The following is a 25,110-nucleotide window of genomic DNA, read 5'->3' as shown; positions in this document are numbered from 1 at the left end:
CGGTCGCAGTTCCCTGTCAGAACTACGTGGGTAACAGCACGAACACGCACCAAAGGAAAGGGCTCATATCCCGCGCCCGACACGTACCTGTATGGCCTCCTCAACGTCGTGGAAGCGCGATTTCGCGAGCGGCCTCATCGTCCTATTGCCCCTGCTGGTGACGATTTACGTTATCCTCTATCTCTACTCTATCCTCGCGTCTGCGGCGGTCATCCCTGCAATCGATAGTGAACTGCTAGCGATGCTTGGCCTACCCTCGGGAACTTCGTCTGTCGAACTCGCCCGGGTGTTCACGACGCTGATTATCTTCATCCTCATCGTGTTCTCTATCGGCTATCTGATGCGGACGGCCTTCGGCGACATCGTCGAACGAGCTATCGACGACGCGATGAACCACGTCCCCGGGCTCCGGGTGGTGTACAACGCCTCGAAGATGGCGGTCGAGACGGCTGTCGGGGGAACGGAAGACCTCCAGGCACCGGTGAAACTCGAAGTGTGGGACGGGATGCGCATGACGGCGTTCAAAACGGGACAGACGACTGACGACGGCCGCGACGTGCTCTTCTTACCGACGGCGCCGAACATCACGACCGGCTACGTCGTCGAGGTCGAACCGCACCGCTACGAGGAAGTCGACGAACGCGTCGAGGAAGCACTGACGCGCATCCTCAGCGCTGGCTTCGGTGATACGGACCGTAGCACCGCCACGCCGATTCCGGTCGCCGACGAGGACGACCTCGCGAACGACTAACAGCGCCGTTTAGCGGGCTTTCAGACGTAGTGGAACCACTCTTCGCGGTCGCCGCTCTCGATCACGTCGAAGAAGGCCGACTGCAGCTCGTCGGTGACTGGCCCTTTGGTCCCCTCACCGATCTCGTTGTCGTCGACGCTCCGGATCGGCGTGACTTCCGCCGCCGTCCCGGTGAAGAACAGTTCGTCGGCGGTGTATAGCTCACCGCGGGAGATGGTCGCCTCCTCGTGGACGGTGTAGCCCATTTCTTCGGCGAGCGTGATTGCGGTGTTGCGGGTGATGCCTTCGAGGATGCTTTCTGCCAGCCCGGGCGTGTAGATTTCGCCGTCCCGGACCATGAAGATGTTCTCGCCCGGCCCTTCGGCGACGTTGCCCTCCTTGTTCAGGACGATGGCCTCGGTGTAGCCGTTCCGGCGGGCCTCCTCGCCGGCGAGCATGCTGTTGACGTACAGCCCCGTGGTCTTGATGTTGGTCGGAATCTGGCTGGAGGCGTGCTTGCGCCAGGACGACACCATCACGTCGACGCCCTCCTCCAGCGCTTCCTCGCCCAGATACGCGCCCCACGGCCACGCTGCGATAGTGGTCTTCGTCGGGCAGTCTTTCGGGCTCACGCCGAGCGAGTCGAAGCCGTAGTAGACGATGGGGCGGATGTAACACGATTCGAACCCTTCCGTCTCGATGAGTTCCGTCGTCGCCTCGGTGAGTTCGTCTTTGCTGAACTCGATGTCGAGGTCGTACGGTTTCGCGGACTTGTACAGGCGGTCCAGGTGTTCCTCCCAGCGGAAGATGGCCGGTCCCTGCTCGGTGTCGTAACAACGGACGCCCTCGAAGACGCCGGTCCCGTAGTGCAGCGCGTGGGTGAGGACGTGGGTCTGCGCGTCCTCGAAGTCGACGAACTCGCCGTCCATCCAGATGCGCTCGGTTCCCTCGAACATCTCCGGACGGTCGCTCATCGCACGACCCCTCCGCTGAGTCGGCCGTCGCGATGTCCGCGGGTGATGCCTCCTGCTGTCTCGTCGTGTGTCATATCTACCCCATTGATTCCCGTGGTTAAGAGTGTTGACGATACCCTTGCGGCTCAGGGCTGCGCCGTCTGGCACGTCTGGCACGGCGCACTGCCCTGCCGACCGCAAACGCTTTAGTAAAATCTGGCCGTTCGCACCTACATGTCCTCGCTGAAGCGGTCGCTCCACCGTAGCGTCGCTGTTCTGTTGCTTCCGCTGGGCCTGCTCCTGATTCAGGCCGAGGTCATCACGCGCAATCTCTCCGGTGTCGTCGAATCACCGGTCCCCGGGCTCTCTCGGGCCGTGGGTATCGCGTTGTTCACTGGAGCGGTGCTGTACCTCGTCGTCAGCGGTCTCAGACAACTTGCCGCGGCCGCGGATACACCCTTCTGACTCGCAAACCGGTCCAGCCCCATGATTGCCGGACATAAACACTGGCTGCCCGCTTCTCATGGTGTCGGACGTACGTCCCTCAATACTCCCGATGCCACGAAGTGGCGACTACTCTGTCTCAGCTACAGCCGCCAGTATCAGTCGAAGCGCTCTAGCAAGCTGGCACCTTCGACGTACACGAGTCCCTCGCGGTCGGCGTAGGTCCGTGCTGCTGCCGGGGGCAGCGCTGCACCCGTCTCGTCGTCCAACATCTCACAGACGACGGCGGCTTCGGGCTGGTCGGCCGCGGCTGCGAGCGCAAGCGCGAATTCAGTGTGACCTTCGCGGTCGGAAAGGCCGTCCGGAGCCGCGCGGAGGAGGTGGACATGGCCCGGTGACCGGAAGGCATCGCTGAACACGTCCGGGTCCGGGTCCGCCGCGACGGCAGCCAGTTCCCGGATGGTCAGCGAGCGGTCCTCGTCGGTGATGCCGGTAAAGGTATCGCGATGGTTCACCGTCAGCGAGAACGAGGAGCGCTCGTCGTACGCGAGGTCGTGGTCGGCCGCTGTCGGATGGTCGAGGACCTCCTGCATGAAGGGGAGTTCCAGCGCCTCGGCAACGTGGTCCGAGAGCGCGACGCAGACGAGGCCCCCGGCGTCGTTTCGCATCCGAGCGACGGCTTCGGGCGTGACGGCACCGGCCGGATAGACGAGATCGGTCTCGCCCTCGCGGTCGGCGGCGTCGTGGATCAGCACCGGCTCGCCACGGGCGAAGGCGGCGACGGCGTCGGCCACACTGTCGGCGTCGGCAGCGGTTTCCTCACTCCGAGACATGCACGATCACCTCGTCACCGTCGGCCAGTTCCAGCACGCCACGGAGTTTCTCGGGCGCGATTACTTCGAGCTGTTCCTCGCCGTGGTGGGTCCGTTCAGGCGCGATAACGTGGGCCGGCTCGTACTCGCCGTCGCTCCCCTCTATCGAGGCGGGGTAGCAGTACGCGGGGCCGTACGTCCGCTCGTCGTCCTCCCAGCCCTCAATGGTGACCGGCTCGATAGCGCTCATCCGCGCTCGCTTGCGGACGCTCTCGGCTGTGAGTTCGAGATTGAGCGTGCCGGCAAAGGGCTCGTACCCCAGCCGTTCGATGAACTGCTCCATGTAGCCCGGGAGCGTAATGTAGTGGCGACCCTCGCCCATCCCCGAGGTGACGACGCCGGTCAGATCGACGCTGGCGTCGGATTCGAAGATCCGTCGGTAGTCGGCGTATTCGGACTGGAGGCGTCGTTCACCGTCGCCAGTCAGCTCCACCTCCTGCCCGTCACTGACGATATCACGGGCCAGCAGCCCGGCGTCTTCGAGCCGCTGGAGCCGCCGCGAGGCGGTCTGGTTCGAGGCGTCCAGCCGTTCGGCGAGATCGGCACAGGATACTTTCGTCGATTCGTCGAGCGCACCGTCGAGGGCGAGCAGTTTCAGCGTCGCCAGCTCGTCCCGACCGACGCCCTGTCCCGTTGATTCAGCCATGCACTGCAGTAGGGATTCCCGCCGGATAAGCATACCGAAGGTGGAATGCATTCCACTTTTGGAACGGAGAAAAACTAGGACAGGGTTGGTAGCAAAAGCGCGATTGTTCTTCTTTGCTGGATACAATTCAACCCGCTGCCTAACACGTTCAGTCCCGTCACACTGTTGTGATGGCGCTGCCTCGCCTTGTGATGCAGTCAGTACTCCACCAGCGGGTCCTGTTCCCAGAACTCGCTCGACTTCTCCAGTTTCGGGACCCACGTGTTCTCGTCCTCGGCGAGCATCGTCACACGGGAGTCTTCGACCTCCTTCAGCACGTCGTGGTCGGGGAGGTACTCGCCCATCTCCTGTGTGAACTCTCTGACTTCGCTGTGGTCGGGCATCGAGTCTCGGTCGAGACGCCCACGCGAGTGGCCGACGTGCATGTACGCCTTCATCTCGACGAAGTCCGCGTCGGCCCGGTCACACATCGCCGCGTACCACTCGGGGTGGTGCATGTTGTGGCCCTTGACCAGCGTCGTCCGGATGACGGTGCGGGTGTCGTCTTTCTCGGCCAGCACGTCCAGCGTGTCGATGAGCGAGTCCCAGGCGTCGTCCTCCATGGCCTGCACCGTCGAATCGAACGTCTGGCGGTCGGCGGCGTCGACGGAGACGTACAGCTGTGTCGGGTCACACCGCTCCAGCATCTCCGTGTTGGTCCCGTTGGAGACGAGAAACGTGGTGATGTCGCGGTCGTGGAACTCCTCGATGAGTTCCGGCAGGTGCGGATAGAGCGTGGGTTCGCCGTCCAGCGAGATGGCGACGTGGCGGGGTTCCATCGCCTGGTCGAACACCTCGCGCGGAACTTCGTCGTTGCCGCCGAAGCCAGAGAGGAGTTTCCGCTGGAGTTCCACGGAGGCATCGGCGACCGCCGCGGGGTCGTCCCACTCCACGTCGCCGAGTTCGTAGGCGTGGCCGGCGTGGTCCCGCCAACAGAACACGCACCGCTCGTTGCATTTCACGACCGGCGTCATCTGGATGCAGCGGTGGGACTCGATACCGTAGAAGATGTACTTGTAGCACTTCCCCTCCCCGCGCAGGGCGTTTTTCGTCCAGCCGCAGGTCTGGGCGGCCGTGTGGTTCTCGCTGTGGTAGGCCGGGTCCGAGACCTGCTTCGGACCGTCGTCGGCGTCACTCATTGGACACCGGTTCAACAGCCAGCGGCAAAAACTCCCGGATGTTGTGCGTCAGTAGCGATGCTTCGGGACTGCGTTGCGCTTACGTCAGCTTGACGATGGGGTTGCTCATGTGGTGGCCGACGACGTTGCCGTTCTCCATGATCCGGTCGTACCCGTCGGCGTCGACTTCGATCCGCGTCTCGCTGTCTTTCTGCATCAGATAGAGTGTTTCGCTCATACATCTGTGGATGCCCCTGATAGGCAAGACCAGAACTACTAGGTGTATAGATACGCGCTGTGATGCATGCTATATGTATCAAACCACACCGGAAATGTACTTCAGCCGGAAGATTTTGGGGCTTCGACGTTGAGTGTATTAGTATGGGTGTGCTTGACACGGTATCGGAGCTATTTAGCTCCGGAGAACAACACTACCGGTTCCGCTGTGACGACTGCGGGACCGAGTTCGCACAGCGCGCGGCGACGGTCGAGAACCTGACCTGTCCGGAGTGTGGCGCTGGCTCGGTCCGATCTGCCGAGGCGGCGTGAGACCGGGCGGCCAGCCGCCCGCCCAATCACCGGCCCAGGTCGTAGAACTCGTCGTTCGGGCGGATATCGGCGAGCTGTGCCAGACGGTTCGAGAGGTTGAAGAAGGCGGCGACGCTGCCGATGTCCCAGATAGCGCGGCGGCTATACCCATGTTCCTCCAGCCGTTCGAGGTCCCCGTCCTCGATACGGGCGGGCGACTCGGTCAGTTTCACCGCGAAATCAAGCATCGCCTTGTGCGTCTCGTTAATCTCGGCCGTCCGATGGTTCGCGGCGACCTGCTCGGCGAGCTTGGGCGCGTCAGCGTAGATACGCAGGAGCGCGCCGTGGGCGACGATGCAGTAGAGGCAGTCGTTGACGCCGCTGACGGCGACGATAATCATCTCGACCTCTTCTCGTTCGAGCGCCGTCTCCTCGACTAAGGCGTCGTGGTACGCGAAGAACGCCCGGAAATGCGAGGGGCGATACGCCATCGCCGGGAAAATGTTCGGCGTGAAGCCGGCGCGGTCGGTTTCCTCCGCGATACGCGCTTGCAGGTCCTCGGGGAGGTCGTCGATGTCCGGGGTATCGAACCGAGCCATCACTGTGTCGGAGTCTGCCATACCACCTGTCCGTCCGGCCCCGGCTTGAAACTTGGTTGCCTGCCTGCCCATGCCGGCGAGAGCCGGTGTATAGTTCTTGCGGGGACGTGCCACGAGGTCGAACAGCCACGCCGGCTCTTTTGTCAGACGACGCGACGAGTCAGATGCATGTCAACGACGACAGAAACGACGCAAACGTACGATCTCGGTACCGGCAACTGGAAGGCCGGCGTCCTCGGCGGCATCGCCGGGAGCGCCGTCATGGGTGCACTGATACTGGTGATGAACCCCCCGACACTCGCCGTCGCAATCCCGTCTCTGTACGGGCTCGCGCCGCCGCCGAGTCCGGGGGCCGGCCTCGTCGTCCACCTCTCGCACGGCGCTGTGATGGGTGTAATGTTCGCCGGGCTAGCGAGGGTCCTCAGTCTGGAATCGTCCGGCAAACTGCTTGGACTCGGCGTCGGCTGGGGCGTCGCCACCTGGGTGCTCTTCGCCGCGCTTTTGATGCCAGTCTGGCTCGGCGCGGTCGGCTCGCCGGCCTCGCCGCCGTTCCCGAACTTCGCGCCGCCGTCGTTGCTGTGGCACGTCGTCTACGGGGCTGTCCTCGCGGTCGTCTACGCTGTGACTGCCGACCGCATCTGAGGCGGCTCATCGCTACTGCTCCTGAAACACGGTCCACTGCCGCTCGTCAGTCTCGGCATCGGCTATCGCCTCGACTTTCTCACGCTGCAAGTCATCCAACTGTGCGGTCGCCAGCCGAACCCACGACAGGAACTCCTCGCGGAGCCGCTCACGCACTACTTCCGGCGGCTGCGGCGTGTAGACGTACACGTGCCCACCCGCCGGCCTGATTCGCCGGCGTTTCTCGACGACACCGAGGTCGGCGAGATGGTTGAGATGGCGCGCGACGACGCTCCGGTCGTAGCCGATCTGCTCGGCCAGTGCTGCAACGGTCAACTCACCGCCCTCCATCACGCAGAGACAGACGTCCAGTTCGGTGCCGGACATCTCGAAGACCGTCTTGAGCAGAGTTTCGAGTGACGGCTCGCTGACCGCCGTCTCCTCTATCTCGGTCCCCGTCATCGGCTCGCTACAGCACTCCGGGTGATTGTCGCCGATGCCGATGCCGCCGCAGGTCTCACACTCGAACAGCTGTGGTCCGTCAGCGGGGGGTGTCATAGGACGGGCTACTCGCCCCGGCGGTAGAAGCTTCAGGTATGTTCAAGGTAACTACGGGCAGGTGCTCGCGGGTCGCGGTTTCTCGCCCGTCATATAGATGTTAGTCCAAAGGTCTAAGCCCTCCCGGGACGGAATATGATTCACTATGAACACTGAAACAGAGGACGCCAACGACCTGCGCGAGCGAATCACGAACTTCCTGCGCCGCAACTTCCCCCAGATCCAGATGCACGGCGGGAGCGCGGCAATCGAAGAGATCGACCGCGAGGACGGCAGCGTCACGATCCGCCTCGGCGGCGCCTGTTCCGGCTGTGGCATCTCGCCGATGACCATTCAGGCCATCAAGACGCGCATGACAAAGGAGATCCCGGAGATCAACGAGGTCACCGCCCGAACCGGAATGGAACAGCAGGAAGGGATGTCCGGCGGTAGCGGCGGCATGAGTCCGTCCTTCCCCGGTGAGTCCCGCGGCGGCGACGTTGGCGGCGACGAAGACGAAGGCCCCGAAGCGCCGTTCTGAGGCCAGTTCTCGATCTTTTTAGATTCGTGGTTAGCAACGGGTGTCGGCGTGCCCGTGTGAGTCCCGGAGTCTGTGGCCACTCTCGCCAACCGCACAGCAGTGAGTCACACAGATTAAGACGACGGGGGCAGACGGCGGGGATATGGAGACGGTCGACACGGTCGTCTGGGCGCTGTGGGCGATGTTGCCGGCGTACATCCCGAACAACGCCGCGGTACTCGCTGGCGGCGGCAGACCGATAGACGGTGGCCGAACGTGGGGCGGGCGGCGAGTGCTGGGTGACGGCAAGACATGGCGCGGGACGCTCATCGGTACCGCCGCCGGGACGCTACTTGCGCTCGGACTGACACAGGCCGCACCCAGCGTGAGCGCTGCACTGGGAGCCGATCTCCCGACGTTTCCGCTCCGTGCGGGACTCGGACTCGCCTTCGGCGCGATGCTCGGGGACATCGGCGCGTCCTTCCTCAAACGCCGAACGGGCCGCGAGCGCGGGGCGGCGTTCCCCGGGCTGGATCAACTGGATTTCGTCGTCGGAGCGTTGCTCTGTGTGCTCGTGACCGCGCCGTCGTGGTTCACCGAGACGTTCACCCTCCCGGTGCTGGTCGTCGTTGTCGTCGCGACGCCGGTGCTACATCTCGTGACCAACGGCATCGCCTACCTGCTCGGCCTGAAAAACGAGCCGTGGTAACGCGGCTGGGACTCGCAGACTGCACCACAGAACTACGTGTACCCACCACAAAGCCGTACCCGATGGCCCTGACCAGTTCCCTCCCGGTCGTTAGACGTACCCCGCCGGTCATTCGACGCGCGATGGCTGCCGGCGTGCTCTGTACGGCGGTCTTTCTGCCAGCCATGTACGTACTCCTGCACGCGTACGTCGTCCTCACAATCAGCGTCGGTCCTGTCGACACGCTCAACAGACTGATCGACTTCGCCCTCGTCGCTGGCGGCGTGACGACATTTGTTGGGGGATTCGTTTCACAGTGCATGCTCGGAACTGTGTCCGCTGAGATGACTGCGTAGCGACATCGAATCGGCGAAGAAGTGCGTTTTTACGCGCTGACCGAGGAGTGTCGGGTATGACAACACGCGGGGAGACACTGCAACTGGCGACGCGGGGCTCTGACCTCGCGTTGCGGCAGGCGGCGACGGTTCGGGATTCGCTGAGCAGTCGCCGACTGGCGGTCGAACTCGTCGAGGTGGAGACGACGGGCGACCAGATACGGGACGAACTCATTCATCGACTGGGGAAAACCGGCGCGTTCGTGCGCAGCCTTGACGAGAAGGTACTCGACGGCGAACTCGACGCGGCGGTTCACTCGATGAAGGACATGCCGACCGAACGGCCCGAGCGCCTCGTCGTCGCGGCGGTCCCCGAGCGGGCCGCCGCCGAGGACGTGCTGGTGACGCGCGACGGTCGCTCGCTCGACGAACTGCCGGAGGGTGCGACTGTCGGTACGTCGAGCCTGCGACGCAAGGCGCAGTTGCTCGCCGAGCGCGACGACCTTACCGTGGAACCGCTCCGGGGCAACGTCGATACGCGTCTCGCGAAACTGCTGGCCCCGTCGCTTCAGCAGGAACATCAGGAGCGTCACGAGGCCGAACAGGCGCAGACGGACGATGCCGAGGACTCCGACACCGACGAGTCCGACACTGACGAAGAAGAGCACCCCTACGACCGCACCGTTGAGGAGTGGTTCAACGACCTCACCGAGTTCGAACGGCGGGCGATGGAGCGGGACCCGGACGTGGAGTACGACGCTATCGTGCTGGCGAAGGCGGGGCTCCACCGCGCCGGGCTCACGCGCTATGTCGGGATGTCCGACCTCGATCCCGACCGGTTCGTCCCGGCTCCGGGGCAGGGTGCGCTGGCCGTGACTGCCGTCGACGGCGACCTCGCGCTGGACATCAAAGACCGGCTGGACGACCCACAGACGCGCGTCGAGACGACCGTCGAGCGGACGATTCTCGAAGAACTCGGCGGTGGTTGTGTCGCGCCAATCGGCGTCCACGCCCACTTGGAAGGCGGGGTCGTCCACACGCGAGTGCGCGTCCTCTCACAGGACGGCACGGAAGAAGTCTCGGTTGGCCGCGACATCCCGGCCGAGTACCACATCGACGCGGCACAGGACCTCGCGGCGGAACTCGCCGAACAGGGCGCTGACGACCTCATCGCCGAGGCCAAACGGGACTCGACGGAGGCGGACGACGACGCCTCGACGGCGCGGGAGGAAGACGAGGAATGACGGACGCTGCACCCGGCAAGGTGTATCTGGTCGGTTCCGGTCCCGGTGACCCGGACCTGCTGACGGTCAAGGCAAAGCGCCTGCTGGAGGAGGCCGACGTGGTGCTACACGACAAGCTCCCCGGCCCGGAAATCATCGGGATGATCCCCGAGGAGAAACGCGAGGACGTTGGCAAACGCGCCGGCGGCGAGTGGACGCCACAGGAGTACACCAACGCCCGATTAGTGGAACTGGCCGAGGAGGGTAACACCGTCGTCCGGCTGAAAGGCGGCGACCCGACGGTGTTCGGCCGCGGCGGCGAGGAACTGGCCCATCTCGCGGAGAACGGGATTCCGGTCGAGGTCGTTCCGGGAATCACGAGCGCTATCGCCGGTCCCGAAGCCGCCGGGATTCCGGTCACGCACCGCGATTACACGTCTTCGGTCTCCTTCGTCACCGGCCACGAGGACCCGACGAAGGACGAATCCGCTGTGGACTGGGACGCTCTTGCGGCGACCGGCGGGACGCTCGTCGTCCTGATGGGTGTCGGCAAGCTCCCGCAGTACACAGAGGCCCTGCGCGAGGCCGGGATGGACCCCGACACGCCAGTCGCGCTCGTCGAACGCGCGACCTGGCCCGACCAGCAGGTCGCTACCGGGACGCTCGACACTATCGTCTCGGTCCGCGACGAGGCCGGTATCGAACCGCCCGCTATCACCGTCATCGGCGAGGTAGCCGGCGAGCGAGAGCGAGTGGTGGAGTTCCTGGAGGGGTACTGATGCGCGAGGAACCGCGCTTGCGCGTGGCTGCCTTCCGCCCCGACGACGAGCGTCTCGACGACGCGGTCGAACTGCTGGAATCGCTCGGTGCCGACCCGATTCCGGACCCGATGCTGGCCGTCGAACCGGCGACGGCCGACGATGCCGACAGCGATGGAGACGATAGGCCAGTCACGCCCCGTACTGACGCCGACTACGTCGTCCTGACGAGCAAGACTGGCGTCGAACTCGCTGCCGAAGCTGGCTGGGACCCCGGCGAGGCGACGGTGTGCGCCATCGGCCAGTCGACCGCCGAGGCGCTTCACGAGGCCGGCTACGGCGTCGACATCATCCCCGCGGAATACTCTTCGACGGGACTCGTCGAAACGCTGTCCGGAGCGGTGGCCGGCACAAGAGTCGAAATCGCCCGGTCGGACCACGGCTCCGCGGTGCTGACTGACGGACTGGAAGCCGCCGGTGCGTACGTCCATGAAACCGTGCTGTATCGGCTGGTCCGGCCGCCGGAATCGGGCGAGTCCGCTGAACTGGCAGCCGACGGCGACCTCGACGCGGCGCTGTTCACCTCTTCGCTCACCGTCGAACACTTCCTCGATGCAGCTGCGGACCGCGGGGTCCGCGATGCTGCCATCGACGGACTGAACGAAGCGACTGTCGGCGCGATCGGCGAGCCGACGCGAGAGACGGCCGAGGACGCCGGTATCTCGGTCGACATCGTCCCCGATCAGGCCGACTTCGAGGCGCTGGCCTGCGAGGCTGTCGAGGCAGCCGCTCCGACACACCACGAATAACGGCTCTGTATAGTTTCGACGCCTGCCCGAGCTATTCTGCGGCTTCTTCGACGGCCTCGCGCTCATCCATCTCTGCCCGTAGCGTCGCCAGCTCGTTCTCGACCGCCCGCTCGCTGGAGAGGCGGTCGAGTTCCTGATCGATAGAGTCGCCGTCGTCGAGTACGGATTCGAGTTGACCGCTCGATTCGAGTTCCTCCAGCGCAGCCGCGCGCGCCTCCATCTGCTCCGTACGCTCCGTCGCGCGCTCGATAGAGCGGTGCACGTCGGCCATCGTATCGCCAGCGCCGGTAAACGCCTCCGAGACCCGGGCCGATGCCTCGGCGGCCTGATAACGGGCTTTCATCGTTTCTTTTTTCGTCCGGAACTGCTCTACCTGACTGCTGAGCTCGGCCCGCTTGCCGACCAGCCGGTCCTGTGTGTCCTGTAGGTCGTCTATCTGCCCCGTCAGCTCCGTGATCTGACTGACGTTCACCTGCTTCTTCTCCAGTGCCCAGCGCGCGAGGTCATCGCGTCCTTCCTGCAGGGCGGCCCGGGCCTGCGTGTCGTGTTTCTTGACGTTCGACCGCAACCGAGTTCGGTGGATCTCTAAGCGTTTCTTCTGGGTCGTCACGTCGGCGATACCGCGGGTCACGTCCTGCAGTTCGTCCCGCATCTGCTCGTATGAGTAGTCAAGCTCCGCCGCCGGGTCCGAAGTCCGACTGAGAAGAGTGTTGAGCTTGGCGCGGATCGCGAACGCGAACCGTCGGAACAGACTCATCGAGACTGCTCCGGTCGGATAGGAACTCGAATCGATTCCGACTGCGGCTCGGACGTGACAACACTCATGTCACTTCGTATGACTGTAGCCATTATAATAACAGGGTATTACTCGATTTAATACGGGGTTAATCGGTCACAACGACGGAAACCCGTGGCTATTCGATTTTACTGTCTGACTACTTGATGGACGCCGGAAGCAACCTCCAGGCGTTGATGACACGGACCACACTGCGCACGGTCGGTACGCTAGTGCTCGCACTCCTCACCAGCGCGCCCCTCCCTACAGCGGGTGGGGACGACCCGCGGAACGCCGTCGGCCCGCCCGGGGGCTACCCGGATCCGGTCTCTGACTCTGTGACGGCGGCCGTCGAACTGATTCAGGAGTTCTCCGCCGGTGGGAGCGATGCCAGCCCGGGACCTACCGTGCGCGGAGCGGCGATGGGGGCAGGTGTGTAGGCTGATGGACCGGAAGCTACTCGCTGTCGGTATCGTCGTCGCGCTCCTGCTAGCGGGTGTCGGCGGTGCGCTCGTCGCCGGTATCGGCCCGTTTCAGGCGGAAAGCAGCGGCGAGGACCGCTCGGAGTTCCCGACGGCAACCACCGGAACCGCTGAGAGTGACACTGCAACCACCGACACTGGTGATTCTGACGGCGGCGCAGCACGCACTCCGCCGTTTACGCTCTCCGTCGACTCCATCGAGGAGTGTAGCCGGACCTGCCGAGACGTGACCTCGACGCTGGCAAACCAGCAGAACAGCACGGCGGCGGATGTCACCGTCTACACGCGTATTTACGCGGGTGACTCGACCGATGGCGATGTGGTCTGGGAGGGCTCCGAGGACGTGGGGACTCTTGAAGCGGAGGGGTCATACACTACGACCCGACGCGTCGACTTATCATTCAGCGACGCATACGCTATCGAACAGGCGGACGGCTGGATAACCATTCGAACGACCGTCGAGACTGCCGACCGGACGGTCACGCTCAGTGACCAGCGGGAGGTCGCCTGACGGGACAGGCCACTCTGGTACGACTGCCTGCGCGTCTGAACGTTTTTATGCCGGAGCGCACCTATCCCCGGTACGATGACTACGACCGGCCCCGTTCCAGCGCTCGCCGACCGCGCGGCCGCCTGCGCCGACCGACTCCGGGCGGCCGACCGCGTGTTGCTGGCCTCCCACATCGACGCCGACGGGCTGACCAGCGCTGCCATCGCCACCGCGGCGCTGTCGCGGGCCGGCATCCCTGTCGAGACTGTCTTCAAGAAGCAACTCGACGCCGCCGAAATCGAGAGCATCGCGGCCCGCGAGTACGACACCGTGCTGTTCACGGATTTCGGGTCCGGCCAGCTAGACGTTATCTCCGAGCACGTCGCCGCGGGCGATTTCGAGGCAATTATCGCTGACCACCACCAGCCGTCGGACCCGGACGACTGCCACCCCGACGCAGTCGTCGACACCGACGGCTACGCCGACTTCGAGACGCATCTCAATCCGCTGCTGGAAGGCATCAATGGCGCGTCGGAGCTTTCGGGTGCGGGCGCAGCGTATGTCCTCGCCCGTGCGCTCTCGACCGAAGGGACCGATAACCGCGACCTCGCCGCGCTGGCAGTCGTCGGCGCAGTCGGGGATATGCAGGCCGTCGGTGGCGAACTCGTCGGAGCCAATGCCGGCCTTGTCGAGGAAGGAATCGCCGCAGATGTGCTTGAGGAAGGGACCGATCTCTCGCTGTACGGCAAACAGACCCGACCGTTGCCGAAACTGCTTGAGTACGCGACCGAAGTGCCGATCCCGGGCATCTCGAATGACCAGGCTGGTGCGACGCGGTTCCTCGAAGGTCTGGGGCTGGATCTCAAATCCGATGATGACTGGCGCACGTGGGCGGACCTCTCCGACGACGAGCGCCAGACCGTCGCTAGTGGACTGGTCCAGCGCGCCGTCGAGCGGGGCGTCCCGGCGGACAAGATAGAGACGCTCATCGGCACGACCTACACGCTGACCGCGGAACCGCGCGGGACGGAACTCCGGGACGCGAGCGCTGTCTCTTATACACATCTCTGAGCGGGCTNTGGACGTGGGATTGGCCGTCTGTCTCGGTGAGCGCGACGCACCGCTTGAACGGGCGCGGACGCTGCTGTCGAACCACCGCCGGAACCTCTCGGAAGGACTCACGCTCGTCAAGGAGCGCGGCGTCACACAGGCTGGGACCGTCCAGTGGTTCGACGCCGGCGACGCTATCCGCGAGACCATCGTCGGCATCGTCGCCGGGATGGCGCTGGGGACCGACGGCGTCGATTCGGACAAACCAATCATCGCCTTTGCCAGCACCGACGAAGACGAGACGAAAGTGTCCTCTCGGGCGACCGGCCCGCTAGTCGGCCGGGGCGTCGACCTGTCGGTCGTGATGCGCGACGCCGCGCAGTCCGTCGGCGGCGACGGCGGCGGGCACGACATCGCGGCGGGTGCGACCATCCCGGCCGGCGAGGAGTCGGCGTTCATCGAGGCAGCCGACGAGATTATCAGCGACCAACTGTCGTAGCGAGGACAACCCGGAACGCGCGACGGCGCAACGTACGACTTCCACCGCCAGTATCAGCAATAAAAGCTATACGTCCGCTTCTCCGAACACCCCACGATGGACTCTCGGGGCCTGTTCGATATTGCACTCGTCGTCGTCGCCGGCCTGCTAGCCTACACTGAGACGTTCGGCTTCGCGAACCCACGGACGACGCTACAAGAGATTATCGCAGCTATCGCTGGGCTGGACATCCGCGTCTTTCTTGTCTTGGGTGGCATCTTCGGTATCTGCTTCATCGCGTACCTCACGATGTATCTCCCGCAAAAGGACGTACGCACGATCCAACGCTGAATATCGGGTCATCTTTATCCCCAGCCCCGTACCGTTCTGGCAATGACAGAGTTCGATCCCGAGAAATTCGAGGACAAATACGCGAACTACTTCCCGGAACTGCAGAAGGCCTACAAGAACGCTTTCGAGCGGATGAACGACACGTACGACTCTGAACTGGTCCACGCGATCGACCAGCAGATCCTCAACGAGTCGGAGCCGTTCTACGAGGACGGCGAGTTCAGCGTCGAACTGCCGGAGAACCCGACCGATCGGCTCTCGGCGATCATCGTCGACGACAAGAAACTCGACGCCGTACTCTCCGAATACATCGACGAGATCGAGCGTGAACTGCGCCGCGTGTTCGATCTCGACGACTGACTGTACTCGCCGCGGTTCGGCAATTGCTGCGTTATTCCTGTTCTGACAGTATCCCCGACAAAAACGCGTGGTGGTGCCCTATTCGTCGGGCATCATCGTCTCATTCGGTTCGGGAGTCGGAGTCGAATCCGGTTCCGACGGCAATGCGCCGCCACCGCCCACTCCGGTACCGGGGAGCGACCCGCCAGGTCCGGACTGGCCGGATTCTTGGGTTTGTGGTGCGTCTTCGGGTGATTTTTTGCCCGTGACGAGGAAGTCAAGCAGGTTCCCGACCAGTTGCTCGTTGTCGGCCCGGTAGAGGAACTCCTGCGTGAACACGTTCGTGTCACCGACAGTGACGACGTTCCCCGAGCGGGCAACGACGCCGTACGTGTCCTGTCGCCGGGTCTTCGAGAGCGTGGTCTGTTCCGTCGTCGTGAGGGCGGTGTCGCCGCCCTGGACGGGGATCGCGGCGTAGAAGACTGTTCGGTCGACGCCCTCTGTGAGTTCCGTATCTCCTGTTGGCGTGGCGTAGACGTTCTGGTAGTTGGTGTCGTACTCGTGCATGTTGTACAGGTAGCCGTTCCCGTACGAGAGGCCGTACTGGCTCGCCAGTGGGGCCATCGGCATGGTCACGCTATCCGACCGAATCGGGCCGAAAAGCCCCAGTCCGGCGGGACTCGCCTGTGACGGCTCGTTTAGCAAGAGCACGCGACCGCCCGCGTCGCTGAACGCGGTCAAACCGTTCATTTCACTCTCGGTGTAGCGCTGTTCCGCGCCAAGGACGACAAAGGCGTCAGCCGAACGCAGTGACTCGTTGAGCGGGCTCCCACTCTGTCGCTCACCGACGTGGTAGCGCACCGTCGCTCCGTTCTCAGTCAGGGTCGAGACGAGCGGCGTGAGCGCTTCGCGGTCGATATCGCCAGCGTGAGCGACGTCGATAACGACGACCTTCCCGGACGCGTCGGCCGACATCGAGAGGTCACCGCTCTCGTCCGCTGGAGTCGCGACGCCCTCGTTGCTGTTGAACGACGGGGCGTCCACCTGATTTACATCGGGAGCCGATTGTGCGCCGCCACCGATCGCGACGGTGCCGACAATCACCGACAGGACGAGTATCCCGACGAAAAATCCTGCTCGGATGACTGGACTCGAACGTGAGCTATCGGCTGACATTTCAGGCACCTCCCTGTGCGGTGCTGTTGTAGATGACCTGTTGGTTCTCCGGCGTGCCGTATATCATGAGGAAGTGGACTGTATCGACGCCCTGGTACGTGTACGGTGCGCCTTCGGCAGCGATAGTCGCGTTCCCACTGGCTCCACTTCCGCCACTGAGGAGGAATATCCCCTGTGGGTCCGCGGGGTTGTGGTATACGACCTGATACTCCGAGAGACCGGCCTCTTCGGCCGCGCCGGCTATCGCAGCTTCGAGTCCACCGACTTCATCCGCATAGCCGGTCTGGACCGCGCGACCACCCTGATAGGCCGACGCTTCAGCGACAGTCTCACGGGAGACGTTGAGCCTGTCACCGCGTTCAGTCATGACCGCACCGACGAAGGCTCGCTTCATCGATTCGAGGTTCGCGTAGTACTGGTCACGCGTCATCCCTCGATGGGCCTTGTCGGGCCCAGTGGTTGCGGATGCACTCAGGCCGTCGCTCGGCGCGGTGCCGATGACGCCGACGTGGCCAACGAGGCTGGCCGGCGTCACGTAGATGCGGTCGCTCGGGACCGCGGTGTAGTACGCACCGGAGGCGGCGTACTGGTCGACGCTCGTGTACACTGGCTTCTCCGCCGAGAGCCGCTTGACGGCCAGATACATCGACTCACTGGAGGCGGCGCTCCCCCCGGGACTCGATATCCGGAGGACGACCGCTTCGACTGACTCGTTGCTGCGGAGTTCGCGGAGCTCTTGTACCGTGTCCTGTGAGGTAGAACTGGAAATCGTTTCGTCGATGTTCACTACAGCGACGTACTGTTCGTCATCCTCGGCAACCGACGCCGCATACGGTACGACGGCGGCACCAATGAGAATGGCAATAACCGCAAGTACCGTGTACGACTGGAGGGCAACTGCGACCCGTCTATCGATTGGGTTATTCATGCGACAACATAGATTCGCTGTCACGTTGGACTAATAAAAGCATACCCTGAACTGCTGGCCCAGAAGTCGCCGTCCCGGAACGACATGAGAAGTTTCCTTACTATCGACCTGCAATCGATATCTATGGACCAACGCAAGCCGCCAGCCACGGAAGAGGGCTGGTACGCGCTGCACGACTGTCGGAGTATCGACTGGGACGCTTGGCGCGACGCTCCCCAGCGAGTCCGCGATCGTGCGCTCTCGGAGGGGATCGGCTTCCTCGACGCCTACGAAGCCGTCGAAGACGCCGAGGAGGGGCAGACGGCGGTGTACACCGTTATGGGCCACAAAGCCGACATCATGATCCTCCACCTGCGGCCGACGATGGGCGACCTCGACGCGGCCGAACGCCATTTCGAGCAGACGGAGTTCGCCGCCTTCACCGAGCAAGAGTTCTCCTACGTCTCCGTAACGGAGGCGTCGGGCTACACCGAGAAGTCCCGCGAGTACTTTGAGGGCGAGGTCGACGACGACTCCGGGCTGGCCCAGTACATTCAGGCCCGTCTCCACCCGGACGTGCCGGACGAGGAGTTCGTTTGCTTCTACCCGATGAGCAAGCGCCGCCAGCCCGACCAGAACTGGTACGACACGTCCTTCGAGGAGCGGGCGGCCCACATCAAACGCCACGGCGACATCGGTCGCGGGTACGGCGGCGAGGTGAGCCAGATGATCGCCGGCTCCATTGGCTTCGACGACTGGGAGTGGGGTATCACGCTCTGGAGCGACGACATGCGCCACATCAAGGAACTGCTGACCGAGATGCGTTTCGACCCCTCGACCTCGCAGTTCGCCGAGTTCGGCCCCTTCTACGTCGGCCGGAAGTTCGACCCAGCCGAGTTGCCGGCCGTGCTGGCTGGCCAGCGCGTACCGACCGATGGCGAGTCGGTTCCGGAGACGCCGGCGGACGGTGCGGAACACGAGCACGCGCCGGCTGGTGCCGGCGCGAGTCACAGTCAGGCCAAAGAGCCCACAGCGAGCGACGCACAGACGGAAGCACACGCCGGCGGGGACACCGACAGCCACGGTGGGACCCATCCCGGGAGCGCCGGCGAAGGCGACCATCCACACTCTGAGGAGTCGTCCGACGAGGACGACTCGGATTCCGCCAGTAGCTCGGGCGGCCGGCCCGACGTTTCGGCGGACTTCGAAGAGATAGACGACGCCGCACAGCGACTCGGTCGGCTTGGACTGCACGAAGGCGACGCGTACGACGCTGGTGACTACGTGCTGGTTTTCCACTCCTCGGCCGATGCGGAGGACATCGTCGACGACGTGTCCGACCTCGAGAGCAACTTCGACCACTACGACCGCCACGTCCGGACGGCCGTGCGTGCCGACAGTGGTCAGACCTACGTCGTCAGCATCTGGACGGCGAAAGACGCCGCTGAGACGGCAGCCGGGTTCCTGAAGGATATTGACGGTGTCGACGAACAGCTCGGCGGCTCCCTCGGTGAGGCTGCCGAGAGCGGCGAGACTGCGGACGACAGCGACGCTCAGACCGCCGAGTCGTCTCAGTCCATCCGCGAGACGCTCGAATCAGCGGGCGTCTATGCCGGGCAACCGCACGGCGAGGACGTGTACGCCCTCGTGGTGTACTCCGAGGCTGACGCGGAGACACTTGACGAGGAAGTCGCGGACCTCCGGAGTGCGTTCGACCGCTACGACACGCACGTCCAGACCACGGTGTACGGCGACGCCGACGGCGATGTCGCGGCCGTCGCATCGCTGTGGGACACCGAGGACGCCGCCCAGACCGCCAGCGACTACCTCACCGACCTCCCCGGCGTTGTCGGCCGCCACGGCGAGGGCGACGGGTTCGGGACGATGGGGATGTTCTATACGGTCAAGCCCGAGTACCACGACGACTTCGTCGAGAAGTTCGACACCGTCGGCGGCCTGCTCGAAGAGATGGACGGCCACCGCGAGACCTCGCTCCTGTTCAACCACGACGACGAGAACGACATGTTCATCGCGAGTCAGTGGGACTCACAGGAGGACGCGATGGCCTTCTTCCGCTCCGATGACTTCTCGGAGACGGTCGACTGGGGCCGGGACGTGCTAGCCGACCGACCGCGGCACGTGTTCCTGGCCTGACGAACGGCCACCAGCCAGCCTACTTCTCCGCTATCGACCAGCGACGAGCCGTAGCCGTCGGTAGTCTGCGACCCAGGTGTCACCGTCGAAAAGCGTCGGGCGGAGCCGGTCCTCGACAGCCGACAGTACCGCCGCTTGCTCACTGTCGTCGACACCGGCGAAGAATTCGTCGCCGAACATCTCAATCCAGTTCCGGAGCCCCTCTTCACCGCCGTCGAGCGGCGTCGGTCGGTCGAATAGCCGTGAGAACTGCAGTTCGAGCCCGTGCGCTTCGACTCGCGGTGCGTACTCGCCGATACTCGGGAAGTATCACGGATGACTGGCGTCGTAGCCCCGCACATCCAGTTCGGCGATGAGTGCGTCGGTTATGGCCGCCACGTTGCCGCGTCCACCGAACTCCGCGACGAACCGCCCGTTCTCAGTCAGTGTATCGGCAACCGTCGACAGGACCGCGTCGTGGTCTTCACCGGGAATCCAGTGTAGCGCTGCGTTCGAAAATACCGCGTCGAATGGCCTGTCGGCGGTGTAGGACCGCACGTCCGCCTGCTCGAACGTGAGGGTCGGATAAGCGTCTCTGGCCTGTGCGACCATCTCCGCCGACGCGTCGATACCGACCACCTCGGCACCGCTGTCTGCGATTTCCGCCGCCAGGTGGCCGGTGCCACAGCCGACATCCAGTACCCGCTCGCCGGGGTGGGGGTCCAGCAGGTCGACGACCGACTGACCGTGTTCGTGGACGAACCCGTGGCGGTCGTCGTAGTCGTCAGGGTCCCAGTCGTTGCCTGGCATGGCCTGTGCTATCCCGAGATAGAGTCAAAAGAATACCGACGGTGGTTCCGCCCGCGTTAGTCGTCGTCTTCGGTCACCGTTCGGTCGATGTCTTTCTCACCGAAGAAAATGTCTGCCCCGTCTTGGGCCACCTTCTCGGCAAGAACGGCACACTTGACGCGCATCGGCGAGATGTCGACGCCGAGCATCTCTGTGATATCGTCGCGGTCCATCGCTTTCAGGTCTTCGACCGCCATCCCAGCTAGCTCCTGTGAGAGCATCGACGCAGAGGCCTGTGAGATGGCACAGCCGTCGCCCTGGAAGGCGACCTGCTCGATGGTTTCCTCGTCTTCGTCGAGGACGACATCCATCCGTATTTCATCGCCGCACATCGGGTTCTCACCGATGTGGGTAAACGTTGGGTCCTCGATCTCCCCGTAGTTCCGGGGGTTCTTGTAGTGATCGAGGATCTGCTGCCGGTACATATCCGAGCCACCGATACCCATAATTGAACTATGATACGGCTGTCAGTCGGAAAAACGTTCCGAGGTATCGATTCGCATGTCCGATGTCCTGTGATAGGAGCCGCGTTGACGGCCTGTGAGAACCGACAGGCTCCCTTCTGCCAGTAGGTAGTATTTACTAATCGAGGTCCGTTCTGTCAGCCGTGGGAGAGAACACTGCTCCGTCTCCGACTGACCATGCCGTTCGCCCCGTGGGGTTCGTCAGCGATGAGCCGGTGATTCGCCAGATCGGCGACCGGACGCTGTATCTCGGCAACAAACACGCGGCACGCGGGGTGCACGACCAGTCCTTCGAACACGTGCTTTCGGCGACGAGTGAGTCTTATCCGCTCACGACCGCCCACCACCCACTTATCGATGGCTCGGGCAACGAATGGGCGGCGTTCGAAGCGGCCGTCGATACTGCCCGGCGCTTCGTCCGAGCGGACGGCCCGGCGCTGATTCACTGCAAAGCCGGCGTCTCCCGGAGTGCGACGCTGATCGCGACAGCTATCGCTGCCGAAGAGACCCGGCCGCTTTCTGACGCACTTGCGGCTGTCCGGGCAGCCCGACCGATTGCGACTCCGAACCCGGCGCTGTATAAGTTAGCCGTCATTTATCTCGCTGCAGATGCGTCCCACTGATCGATGCCCAGTGGATCTACTCTGTGACGGCGTTCTCGTCCTTCTTGACGACCTCGTCACGGATCCGGTCGACCCACAGTGCAATCGGCCAGTCGTCTGTCTGGTACGGTTCAGCGCCGTCAAGCAATTCGAGGCGTCCGACAGAGTCCGGCGGCATTGTGACCAGTCCCTCGTGACCGGTTTCACCCACTGCCTCGATCTTGTGTCGGGCCCCACCGGGTAGATAGACGAACTCGCGTGGTTCAGCCCGGAGCACCTGCTCGCTTCCGTCTTCGCGTTTCAGCGTGTATCTGGCGGCACCATCGAGACACAGACACACCTCGTCGAAACTGGGCGCGTGCGTGTGCCAGTCGATGACCGCGTCAGGGTCCATCTCGAAGTACAGCAGCTTGAATTCGTTCGTGGTACACACCGGATACGTCCGGATGTCGCCACTGCCCTGTTCGAAGTGGCTGGCGTCGTCGAGCGACACCTTGTACATCGTCTGCTCGGGGAGGTGCGTGTAATCGAGTGATTCCGGCGTCAGTGATGACTCCGTCTCATCGGTATCAGTCATCGTCCTGTCAAAAATTATCGGCGGAGTGTCATATAGCTGCCGTGCACATCGGCGCTATATTACAACTGAAAATACCACCAGTTACATCCGATATAGGGACTGAGCGCCCGATTACGCGAACAGCTGTCGGGCGTCGTCGATAGCCGACACGAGCTTGTCCACTTCCTCACGCGTGTTGTAGATGTAGAACGAGGCTCGCGCAGAGGCGGGGACGCCCATTTTGTCGTGGAGCGGCTGCGTGCAGTGGTCGCCAGCGCGGATGGCGACGGCGGAGTCGTTGAGGATCGAGGAGAGGTCGTGGGCGTGGACCGAATCGAGGTTGAACGAGACGAGGCCACCGCGCTCTGTTCCCACGGACGGACCGTACGTTTCCACGTCACCCTCTTCACGGAGCTGTTCCAGTGTGTACTGGGCGAGTTGTTCCTCGTGGCGCTGGATCCGTTCCATGCCGATGTCGTCGAGGTAGTCACAGGCCTCCGCGAGCGCGATGCCCTGACAGATGACCGGGGTGCCAGCCTCGAACTTCCACGGGAGGTCGTTCCAGGACGCGTCCTCGAAGGTGACCTTCTTGATCATCTCGCCACCGTAGAGGTACGGCTCCATCTCCTCGAGAATGTGTTTCTTTCCGTAGAGGACGCCGATACCGGTCGGACCGGCCATCTTGTGTCCTGAGAAGGCTAGGAAGTCAGCGTCGATAGCTTCCACGTCGACCGGGCGGTTTGGGACCGACTGCGCCCCGTCGACGAAGATATACGAATCGTGGTCGTGGGCGATATCCGCCAGTTCCGAGACGGGGTTGACCGTCCCCAGCGTGTTCGAGACGTGGACGACGCTGACCATCGCGGTGTCGTCGGTGATGATTTCCCGGGCGTGGTCCATATCGAGCGTGCCGTCCTCGTCGACGCTGATGTAGCGACAGGTCGCACCGGTCTTCTTGGCGATTTGCTGCCACGTCACGAGTGAGGCGTGGTGTTCCATCTCCGTGAGCACGACCTCGTCCTCCGGCCCAAGTTCGTTCAGGCCCCAGGCGTAGGCGACGAGGTTCTCGCTTTCGGTGGTGTTCTTGGTGAAGATGATCTCCTCACGTTCGCCCGATGCGCCGATGAACTCGGCGACGCGGTCGTGGGCGTCCTCGTAGGCGACGCTGGCCTCCTGACTGAGTTGGTGGAGGCCGCGGTGGACGTTGGCGTTGGTCGTCCGGTAGTAGTCGGCGATGGTCTCGACGACCGGCTCGGGCGTCTGCGTGGTGGCCGCGTTGTCGAGATACACCACTTGCTCGCCGCCGAACTCGCGCTGGAGGATGGGGAAATCCTCGCGGATACGTTCCACGTCCAGTAGTTCAGATTCAGCGTGTCCCATTAGTTCTGTTCAGGGGCTCAACAGGCAACATTCCTTCGGTTCACCTAGAACTCCTTCCGTCCGGTAGCGACCGCTGACCCAACCTATCCGGAGCCAGAGTCGGATTCGGATTTGGCAGCCATCACGTGTTGCTCCCGATAGGTCTCCAGTAGGTAGTTGTCCCAGACGAGATCGCCGAGAACGTGGGCGTACAGCACGACGGCAGTAAACAGTGCCAGCGGCTCGGAGACGTGCCAGAGGCCGAACACAACCACACCGCCGATGAGGTGATGGCTGAGGAGCCGCTGGAGTGGCCAGAGGTCCTGCGGGCCGAAGATTTCGTCTTGGTCGAGCACCGCGATCTTCGGATTGCGGAGGCAGCGCCGGAGCGCGGCCCAGTCGCCGGTCTCCAGTCGAGCCACGGCGAAGTGGTCGAAATCGATGGCAACGCCGACGACGACCGCGTAGCCGACGGCGGCCCACCAGGGAAGCGGGACCGGCAGAACGGCGACGCCGGCGGCCCCGACGGCTGCAGAGACGATGGCGTGGTCTCGAGAATACATATGTGTCACTCTCGACGGGCGTGTGCAAAGACTGTCAGGGTCGGGCTTGCAGTAGCGACCGCAGTTACATCCAGAGCAGTTGCGCGTGGCGCGTCTCACCCAGATCGAGGACGTTCTCCTCGTCGACGAAGCCGTGCTCGACGGCAACGTTGACAGCGTCGTCACCGACAATGTTGGCGACCGAACAGCGGGCGAGACTATCGACGATTTCGTCTTCGGTAGCCGTTTCGCCTCCGTAGAACTCCTCGTTGACGGTGAGCGATACGGGGCCGTTCTCGAACGTTTCGCCCATGATGTCGGGGTCACAGACGGAGACGAGCAACCCCTCGTCGGTGTCGCGTTCGTTGAGTATCATTCAAGCAACTGCTGTTCGGCCTCCTCGCGCATCTCGTCGACTTCCTCGGCCAGCTCCTCGGCGCGGTCGAACTCGCCGACCTCTTCGAGGGCGCGGGCCTTCTCTTCGAGCACGTCGGCGTTGCGGAAGCCGAGGCGGACGGCGTTGTCGAACGCGTCGATAGCTTCGTCAGCTAGCCCGCGTTCGAGCAGGAAGAAGCCGCGGTTGTACCAGCCCTCGCCGAAGCGGGGGTCGATTTCGACGGCGCGCTCGGCGTGTTCGAGCGCCTGTTCGGAGCGGCCGGATTTCCACAGCGCGTATGCGAGGTTCGTCTCCGCTGTGGCGGCGTGGTCGGATTCCTCGTCGAAATTGAGGGCTTCCTTGTACGCGCCGATAGCGGCGTCCCACTCTTCGAGTTCCGCGTGGGCCGCACCCTTGTTCGTCCAGGCCTCCTGCTTGAGTCGGTCGTCGTCCGTGTACTGGGCGACGCGCTCGAACGTCTCGGCGGCCTGTTCGTGGCGGTTGATGTGCATATACTCCAGCCCGACATCGAGCAGTTGCCCGGGGTCGACGGCGTCAGAGGAGATGTTCCGCTGGTCCAGTAGGTCAGTGACGACACGGGAGTCGACGGGGTCGACCTTGTCCGGGTCGACCTCGAACTCCGGCGGTTCGAGATCGAACCCCTCGTATGGGTCGTCGAACCCCTGCCCTTCGGAGAAGGAATGGTCGTCGTCGTGGTCTGTCATGCCTCTTGATTGACGGCCAATCCGGTTAAGGGCTAC

General features: G+C 63.6%; 32 protein-coding genes and 2 pseudogenes. 17 read left to right on the top strand and 17 right to left on the bottom strand.

Features of this window, described 5'->3' with window-relative positions; genetic code table 11:
* Positions 1-91: 91 nt before the first annotated feature.
* The gene (locus C443_RS10985; RefSeq protein ID WP_005536337.1) at positions 92-751 is read left to right on the top strand and encodes a DUF502 domain-containing protein; all 660 of its coding nucleotides are present in this window, start codon (positions 92-94) and stop codon (positions 749-751) included.
* A gap of 20 nt (positions 752-771) precedes the next feature.
* On the opposite strand, the gene C443_RS10980 is transcribed toward C443_RS10985, so the two are convergent.
* Positions 772-1,704, bottom strand: coding sequence for a branched-chain amino acid transaminase (locus tag C443_RS10980; protein WP_005536336.1), 933 nt, complete (start codon positions 1,702-1,704; stop codon positions 772-774).
* A gap of 213 nt (positions 1,705-1,917) precedes the next feature.
* Between C443_RS10980 and C443_RS10975 the strand changes: the two genes are divergently transcribed.
* Positions 1,918-2,148 (top strand): hypothetical protein, encoded by a 231-nt coding sequence (locus C443_RS10975; protein ID WP_005536334.1) that lies wholly within the window; start codon positions 1,918-1,920, stop codon positions 2,146-2,148.
* Between the two features lie 137 nt (positions 2,149-2,285).
* Here the strand turns inward: C443_RS10975 and ribB are convergent, their stop codons facing one another.
* The 4 genes from ribB to C443_RS21700 all read right to left on the bottom strand — a co-directional run bounded on the left by ribB (position 2,286) and on the right by C443_RS21700 (position 5,040).
* A complete protein-coding gene (gene ribB, locus C443_RS10970; RefSeq protein ID WP_005536333.1) occupies positions 2,286-2,960 on the bottom strand; it encodes a 3,4-dihydroxy-2-butanone-4-phosphate synthase in 675 nt (224 codons plus the stop codon).
* Positions 2,947-3,645 (bottom strand): DUF120 domain-containing protein, encoded by a 699-nt coding sequence (locus tag C443_RS10965; protein WP_004594072.1) that lies wholly within the window; start codon positions 3,643-3,645, stop codon positions 2,947-2,949. The genes ribB and C443_RS10965 overlap by 14 nt, the downstream gene beginning before the upstream one ends.
* A 197-nt stretch (positions 3,646-3,842) precedes the next feature.
* Positions 3,843-4,823 (bottom strand): 4-demethylwyosine synthase TYW1, encoded by a 981-nt coding sequence (gene twy1, locus C443_RS10960; protein WP_005536330.1) that lies wholly within the window; start codon positions 4,821-4,823, stop codon positions 3,843-3,845.
* Between the two features lie 79 nt (positions 4,824-4,902).
* The gene (locus tag C443_RS21700; protein ID WP_004518317.1) at positions 4,903-5,040 is read right to left on the bottom strand and encodes a hypothetical protein; all 138 of its coding nucleotides are present in this window, start codon (positions 5,038-5,040) and stop codon (positions 4,903-4,905) included.
* 143 nt (positions 5,041-5,183) lie between these two features.
* Between C443_RS21700 and C443_RS10955 the strand changes: the two genes are divergently transcribed.
* Positions 5,184-5,351 carry an FmdB family zinc ribbon protein gene (locus C443_RS10955; protein ID WP_005536328.1) on the top strand — a complete coding sequence of 56 codons (168 nt, stop codon included), beginning with the start codon at positions 5,184-5,186 and terminating at the stop codon, positions 5,349-5,351.
* Between the two features lie 26 nt (positions 5,352-5,377).
* On the opposite strand, the gene C443_RS10950 is transcribed toward C443_RS10955, so the two are convergent.
* Entirely contained in the window at positions 5,378-5,950 is a 573-nt protein-coding gene (locus C443_RS10950; RefSeq protein ID WP_005536326.1) for a peroxidase-related enzyme, read from the bottom strand.
* A 147-nt stretch (positions 5,951-6,097) separates the two neighbouring features.
* On the opposite strand from C443_RS10950, the gene C443_RS10945 reads away from it, so the two are divergent.
* On the top strand, positions 6,098-6,571 hold the full coding sequence (locus tag C443_RS10945) for a DUF6789 family protein (protein ID WP_005536324.1): 474 nt from the start codon (positions 6,098-6,100) through the stop codon (positions 6,569-6,571).
* A 12-nt stretch (positions 6,572-6,583) separates the two neighbouring features.
* On the opposite strand, the gene C443_RS10940 is transcribed toward C443_RS10945, so the two are convergent.
* A complete protein-coding gene (locus C443_RS10940; protein ID WP_005536322.1) occupies positions 6,584-7,108 on the bottom strand; it encodes a helix-turn-helix domain-containing protein in 525 nt (174 codons plus the stop codon).
* A gap of 145 nt (positions 7,109-7,253) precedes the next feature.
* Between C443_RS10940 and C443_RS10935 the strand changes: the two genes are divergently transcribed.
* The 6 genes from C443_RS10935 to C443_RS10910 all read left to right on the top strand — a co-directional run bounded on the left by C443_RS10935 (position 7,254) and on the right by C443_RS10910 (position 11,420).
* Positions 7,254-7,628 carry a NifU family protein gene (locus tag C443_RS10935; RefSeq protein ID WP_005536321.1) on the top strand — a complete coding sequence of 125 codons (375 nt, stop codon included), beginning with the start codon at positions 7,254-7,256 and terminating at the stop codon, positions 7,626-7,628.
* Positions 7,629-7,770: 142 nt separating this feature from the next.
* Positions 7,771-8,316 carry a CDP-2,3-bis-(O-geranylgeranyl)-sn-glycerol synthase gene (locus tag C443_RS10930; RefSeq protein ID WP_005536319.1) on the top strand — a complete coding sequence of 182 codons (546 nt, stop codon included), beginning with the start codon at positions 7,771-7,773 and terminating at the stop codon, positions 8,314-8,316.
* Between the two features lie 62 nt (positions 8,317-8,378).
* Positions 8,379-8,651 carry a hypothetical protein gene (locus C443_RS10925; RefSeq protein WP_049944009.1) on the top strand — a complete coding sequence of 91 codons (273 nt, stop codon included), beginning with the start codon at positions 8,379-8,381 and terminating at the stop codon, positions 8,649-8,651.
* A 56-nt stretch (positions 8,652-8,707) separates the two neighbouring features.
* The gene (gene hemC / locus C443_RS10920; protein ID WP_005536314.1) at positions 8,708-9,874 is read left to right on the top strand and encodes a hydroxymethylbilane synthase; all 1,167 of its coding nucleotides are present in this window, start codon (positions 8,708-8,710) and stop codon (positions 9,872-9,874) included.
* Positions 9,871-10,632 carry a uroporphyrinogen-III C-methyltransferase gene (gene cobA / locus C443_RS10915; protein ID WP_005536312.1) on the top strand — a complete coding sequence of 254 codons (762 nt, stop codon included), beginning with the start codon at positions 9,871-9,873 and terminating at the stop codon, positions 10,630-10,632. Before hemC ends, cobA begins: the two co-directional genes overlap by 4 nt.
* Complete coding sequence (locus C443_RS10910) at positions 10,632-11,420, top strand: uroporphyrinogen-III synthase (protein ID WP_005536310.1); 789 nt, start codon at positions 10,632-10,634, stop codon at positions 11,418-11,420. Before cobA ends, C443_RS10910 begins: the two co-directional genes overlap by 1 nt.
* Before the next feature lie 31 nt (positions 11,421-11,451).
* Here C443_RS10910 and C443_RS10905 read toward each other — a convergent pair whose 3' ends face one another.
* Positions 11,452-12,177, bottom strand: a complete 726-nt coding sequence (locus tag C443_RS10905; protein WP_005536309.1) for a PspA/IM30 family protein — start codon at positions 12,175-12,177, stop codon at positions 11,452-11,454.
* A gap of 185 nt (positions 12,178-12,362) precedes the next feature.
* On the opposite strand from C443_RS10905, the gene C443_RS10900 reads away from it, so the two are divergent.
* The 5 genes and pseudogenes from C443_RS10900 to C443_RS10880 all read left to right on the top strand — a co-directional run bounded on the left by C443_RS10900 (position 12,363) and on the right by C443_RS10880 (position 15,406).
* Positions 12,363-12,635 carry a hypothetical protein gene (locus C443_RS10900; protein ID WP_005536308.1) on the top strand — a complete coding sequence of 91 codons (273 nt, stop codon included), beginning with the start codon at positions 12,363-12,365 and terminating at the stop codon, positions 12,633-12,635.
* Positions 12,636-12,639: 4 nt separating this feature from the next.
* A complete protein-coding gene (locus C443_RS10895; RefSeq protein ID WP_005536307.1) occupies positions 12,640-13,188 on the top strand; it encodes a hypothetical protein in 549 nt (182 codons plus the stop codon).
* A gap of 75 nt (positions 13,189-13,263) precedes the next feature.
* Positions 13,264-14,716, top strand: a pseudogene (locus C443_RS10890) (DHHA1 domain-containing protein).
* Between the two features lie 96 nt (positions 14,717-14,812).
* Positions 14,813-15,046, top strand: coding sequence for a hypothetical protein (locus C443_RS10885; protein ID WP_005536306.1), 234 nt, complete (start codon positions 14,813-14,815; stop codon positions 15,044-15,046).
* A gap of 42 nt (positions 15,047-15,088) precedes the next feature.
* Positions 15,089-15,406: a DUF5783 family protein gene (locus C443_RS10880; protein WP_005536305.1), complete on the top strand. Its 318-nt coding sequence runs from the start codon at positions 15,089-15,091 to the stop codon at positions 15,404-15,406.
* Positions 15,407-15,484: 78 nt separating this feature from the next.
* Here the strand turns inward: C443_RS10880 and C443_RS10875 are convergent, their stop codons facing one another.
* Positions 15,485-16,561, bottom strand: coding sequence for a DUF4350 domain-containing protein (locus C443_RS10875; RefSeq protein ID WP_005536304.1), 1,077 nt, complete (start codon positions 16,559-16,561; stop codon positions 15,485-15,487).
* A gap of 1 nt (position 16,562) precedes the next feature.
* Positions 16,563-17,489, bottom strand: coding sequence for a S49 family peptidase (locus C443_RS10870; RefSeq protein WP_005536302.1), 927 nt, complete (start codon positions 17,487-17,489; stop codon positions 16,563-16,565).
* 123 nt (positions 17,490-17,612) lie between these two features.
* Between C443_RS10870 and C443_RS10865 the strand changes: the two genes are divergently transcribed.
* On the top strand, positions 17,613-19,622 hold the full coding sequence (locus C443_RS10865; protein WP_005536301.1) for a heme-binding protein: 2,010 nt from the start codon (positions 17,613-17,615) through the stop codon (positions 19,620-19,622).
* Positions 19,623-19,652: 30 nt separating this feature from the next.
* Here the strand turns inward: C443_RS10865 and C443_RS10860 are convergent.
* Positions 19,653-20,411 (bottom strand): annotated as a pseudogene (locus C443_RS10860) (class I SAM-dependent methyltransferase).
* 56 nt (positions 20,412-20,467) lie between these two features.
* Positions 20,468-20,896 (bottom strand): Fe-S cluster assembly sulfur transfer protein SufU, encoded by a 429-nt coding sequence (sufU, locus tag C443_RS10855; RefSeq protein ID WP_004964685.1) that lies wholly within the window; start codon positions 20,894-20,896, stop codon positions 20,468-20,470.
* 161 nt (positions 20,897-21,057) lie between these two features.
* Here sufU and C443_RS10850 point away from each other — a divergent pair, with 161 nt between their 5' ends.
* Entirely contained in the window at positions 21,058-21,537 is a 480-nt protein-coding gene (locus C443_RS10850; protein WP_049944008.1) for a protein-tyrosine phosphatase family protein, read from the top strand.
* A 16-nt stretch (positions 21,538-21,553) separates the two neighbouring features.
* Here the strand turns inward: C443_RS10850 and C443_RS10845 are convergent, their stop codons facing one another.
* The 5 genes from C443_RS10845 to C443_RS10825 all read right to left on the bottom strand — a co-directional run bounded on the left by C443_RS10845 (position 21,554) and on the right by C443_RS10825 (position 25,074).
* Positions 21,554-22,093, bottom strand: a complete 540-nt coding sequence (locus tag C443_RS10845) for a cupin domain-containing protein (protein ID WP_005536296.1) — start codon at positions 22,091-22,093, stop codon at positions 21,554-21,556.
* Positions 22,094-22,204: 111 nt separating this feature from the next.
* On the bottom strand, positions 22,205-23,452 hold the full coding sequence (locus tag C443_RS10840; RefSeq protein WP_005536294.1) for an aminotransferase class V-fold PLP-dependent enzyme: 1,248 nt from the start codon (positions 23,450-23,452) through the stop codon (positions 22,205-22,207).
* Between the two features lie 83 nt (positions 23,453-23,535).
* Complete coding sequence (locus C443_RS10835; protein WP_005536292.1) at positions 23,536-23,994, bottom strand: hypothetical protein; 459 nt, start codon at positions 23,992-23,994, stop codon at positions 23,536-23,538.
* A 64-nt stretch (positions 23,995-24,058) separates the two neighbouring features.
* On the bottom strand, positions 24,059-24,349 hold the full coding sequence (locus C443_RS10830) for a DUF424 domain-containing protein (protein ID WP_004594041.1): 291 nt from the start codon (positions 24,347-24,349) through the stop codon (positions 24,059-24,061).
* The gene (locus C443_RS10825; RefSeq protein ID WP_005536290.1) at positions 24,346-25,074 is read right to left on the bottom strand and encodes a tetratricopeptide repeat protein; all 729 of its coding nucleotides are present in this window, start codon (positions 25,072-25,074) and stop codon (positions 24,346-24,348) included. Before C443_RS10825 ends, C443_RS10830 begins: the two co-directional genes overlap by 4 nt.
* Between the last annotated feature and the right edge of the window lie 36 nt (positions 25,075-25,110).

The organism is Haloarcula argentinensis DSM 12282 (genome assembly GCA_000336895.1).
In the GTDB taxonomy this organism is placed as follows: Archaea; Halobacteriota; Halobacteria; order Halobacteriales; family Haloarculaceae; genus Haloarcula; species Haloarcula argentinensis.
Note: the sequence above shows the minus strand (reverse complement) of the source record. Positions and strands in the feature narration are given on the sequence as shown.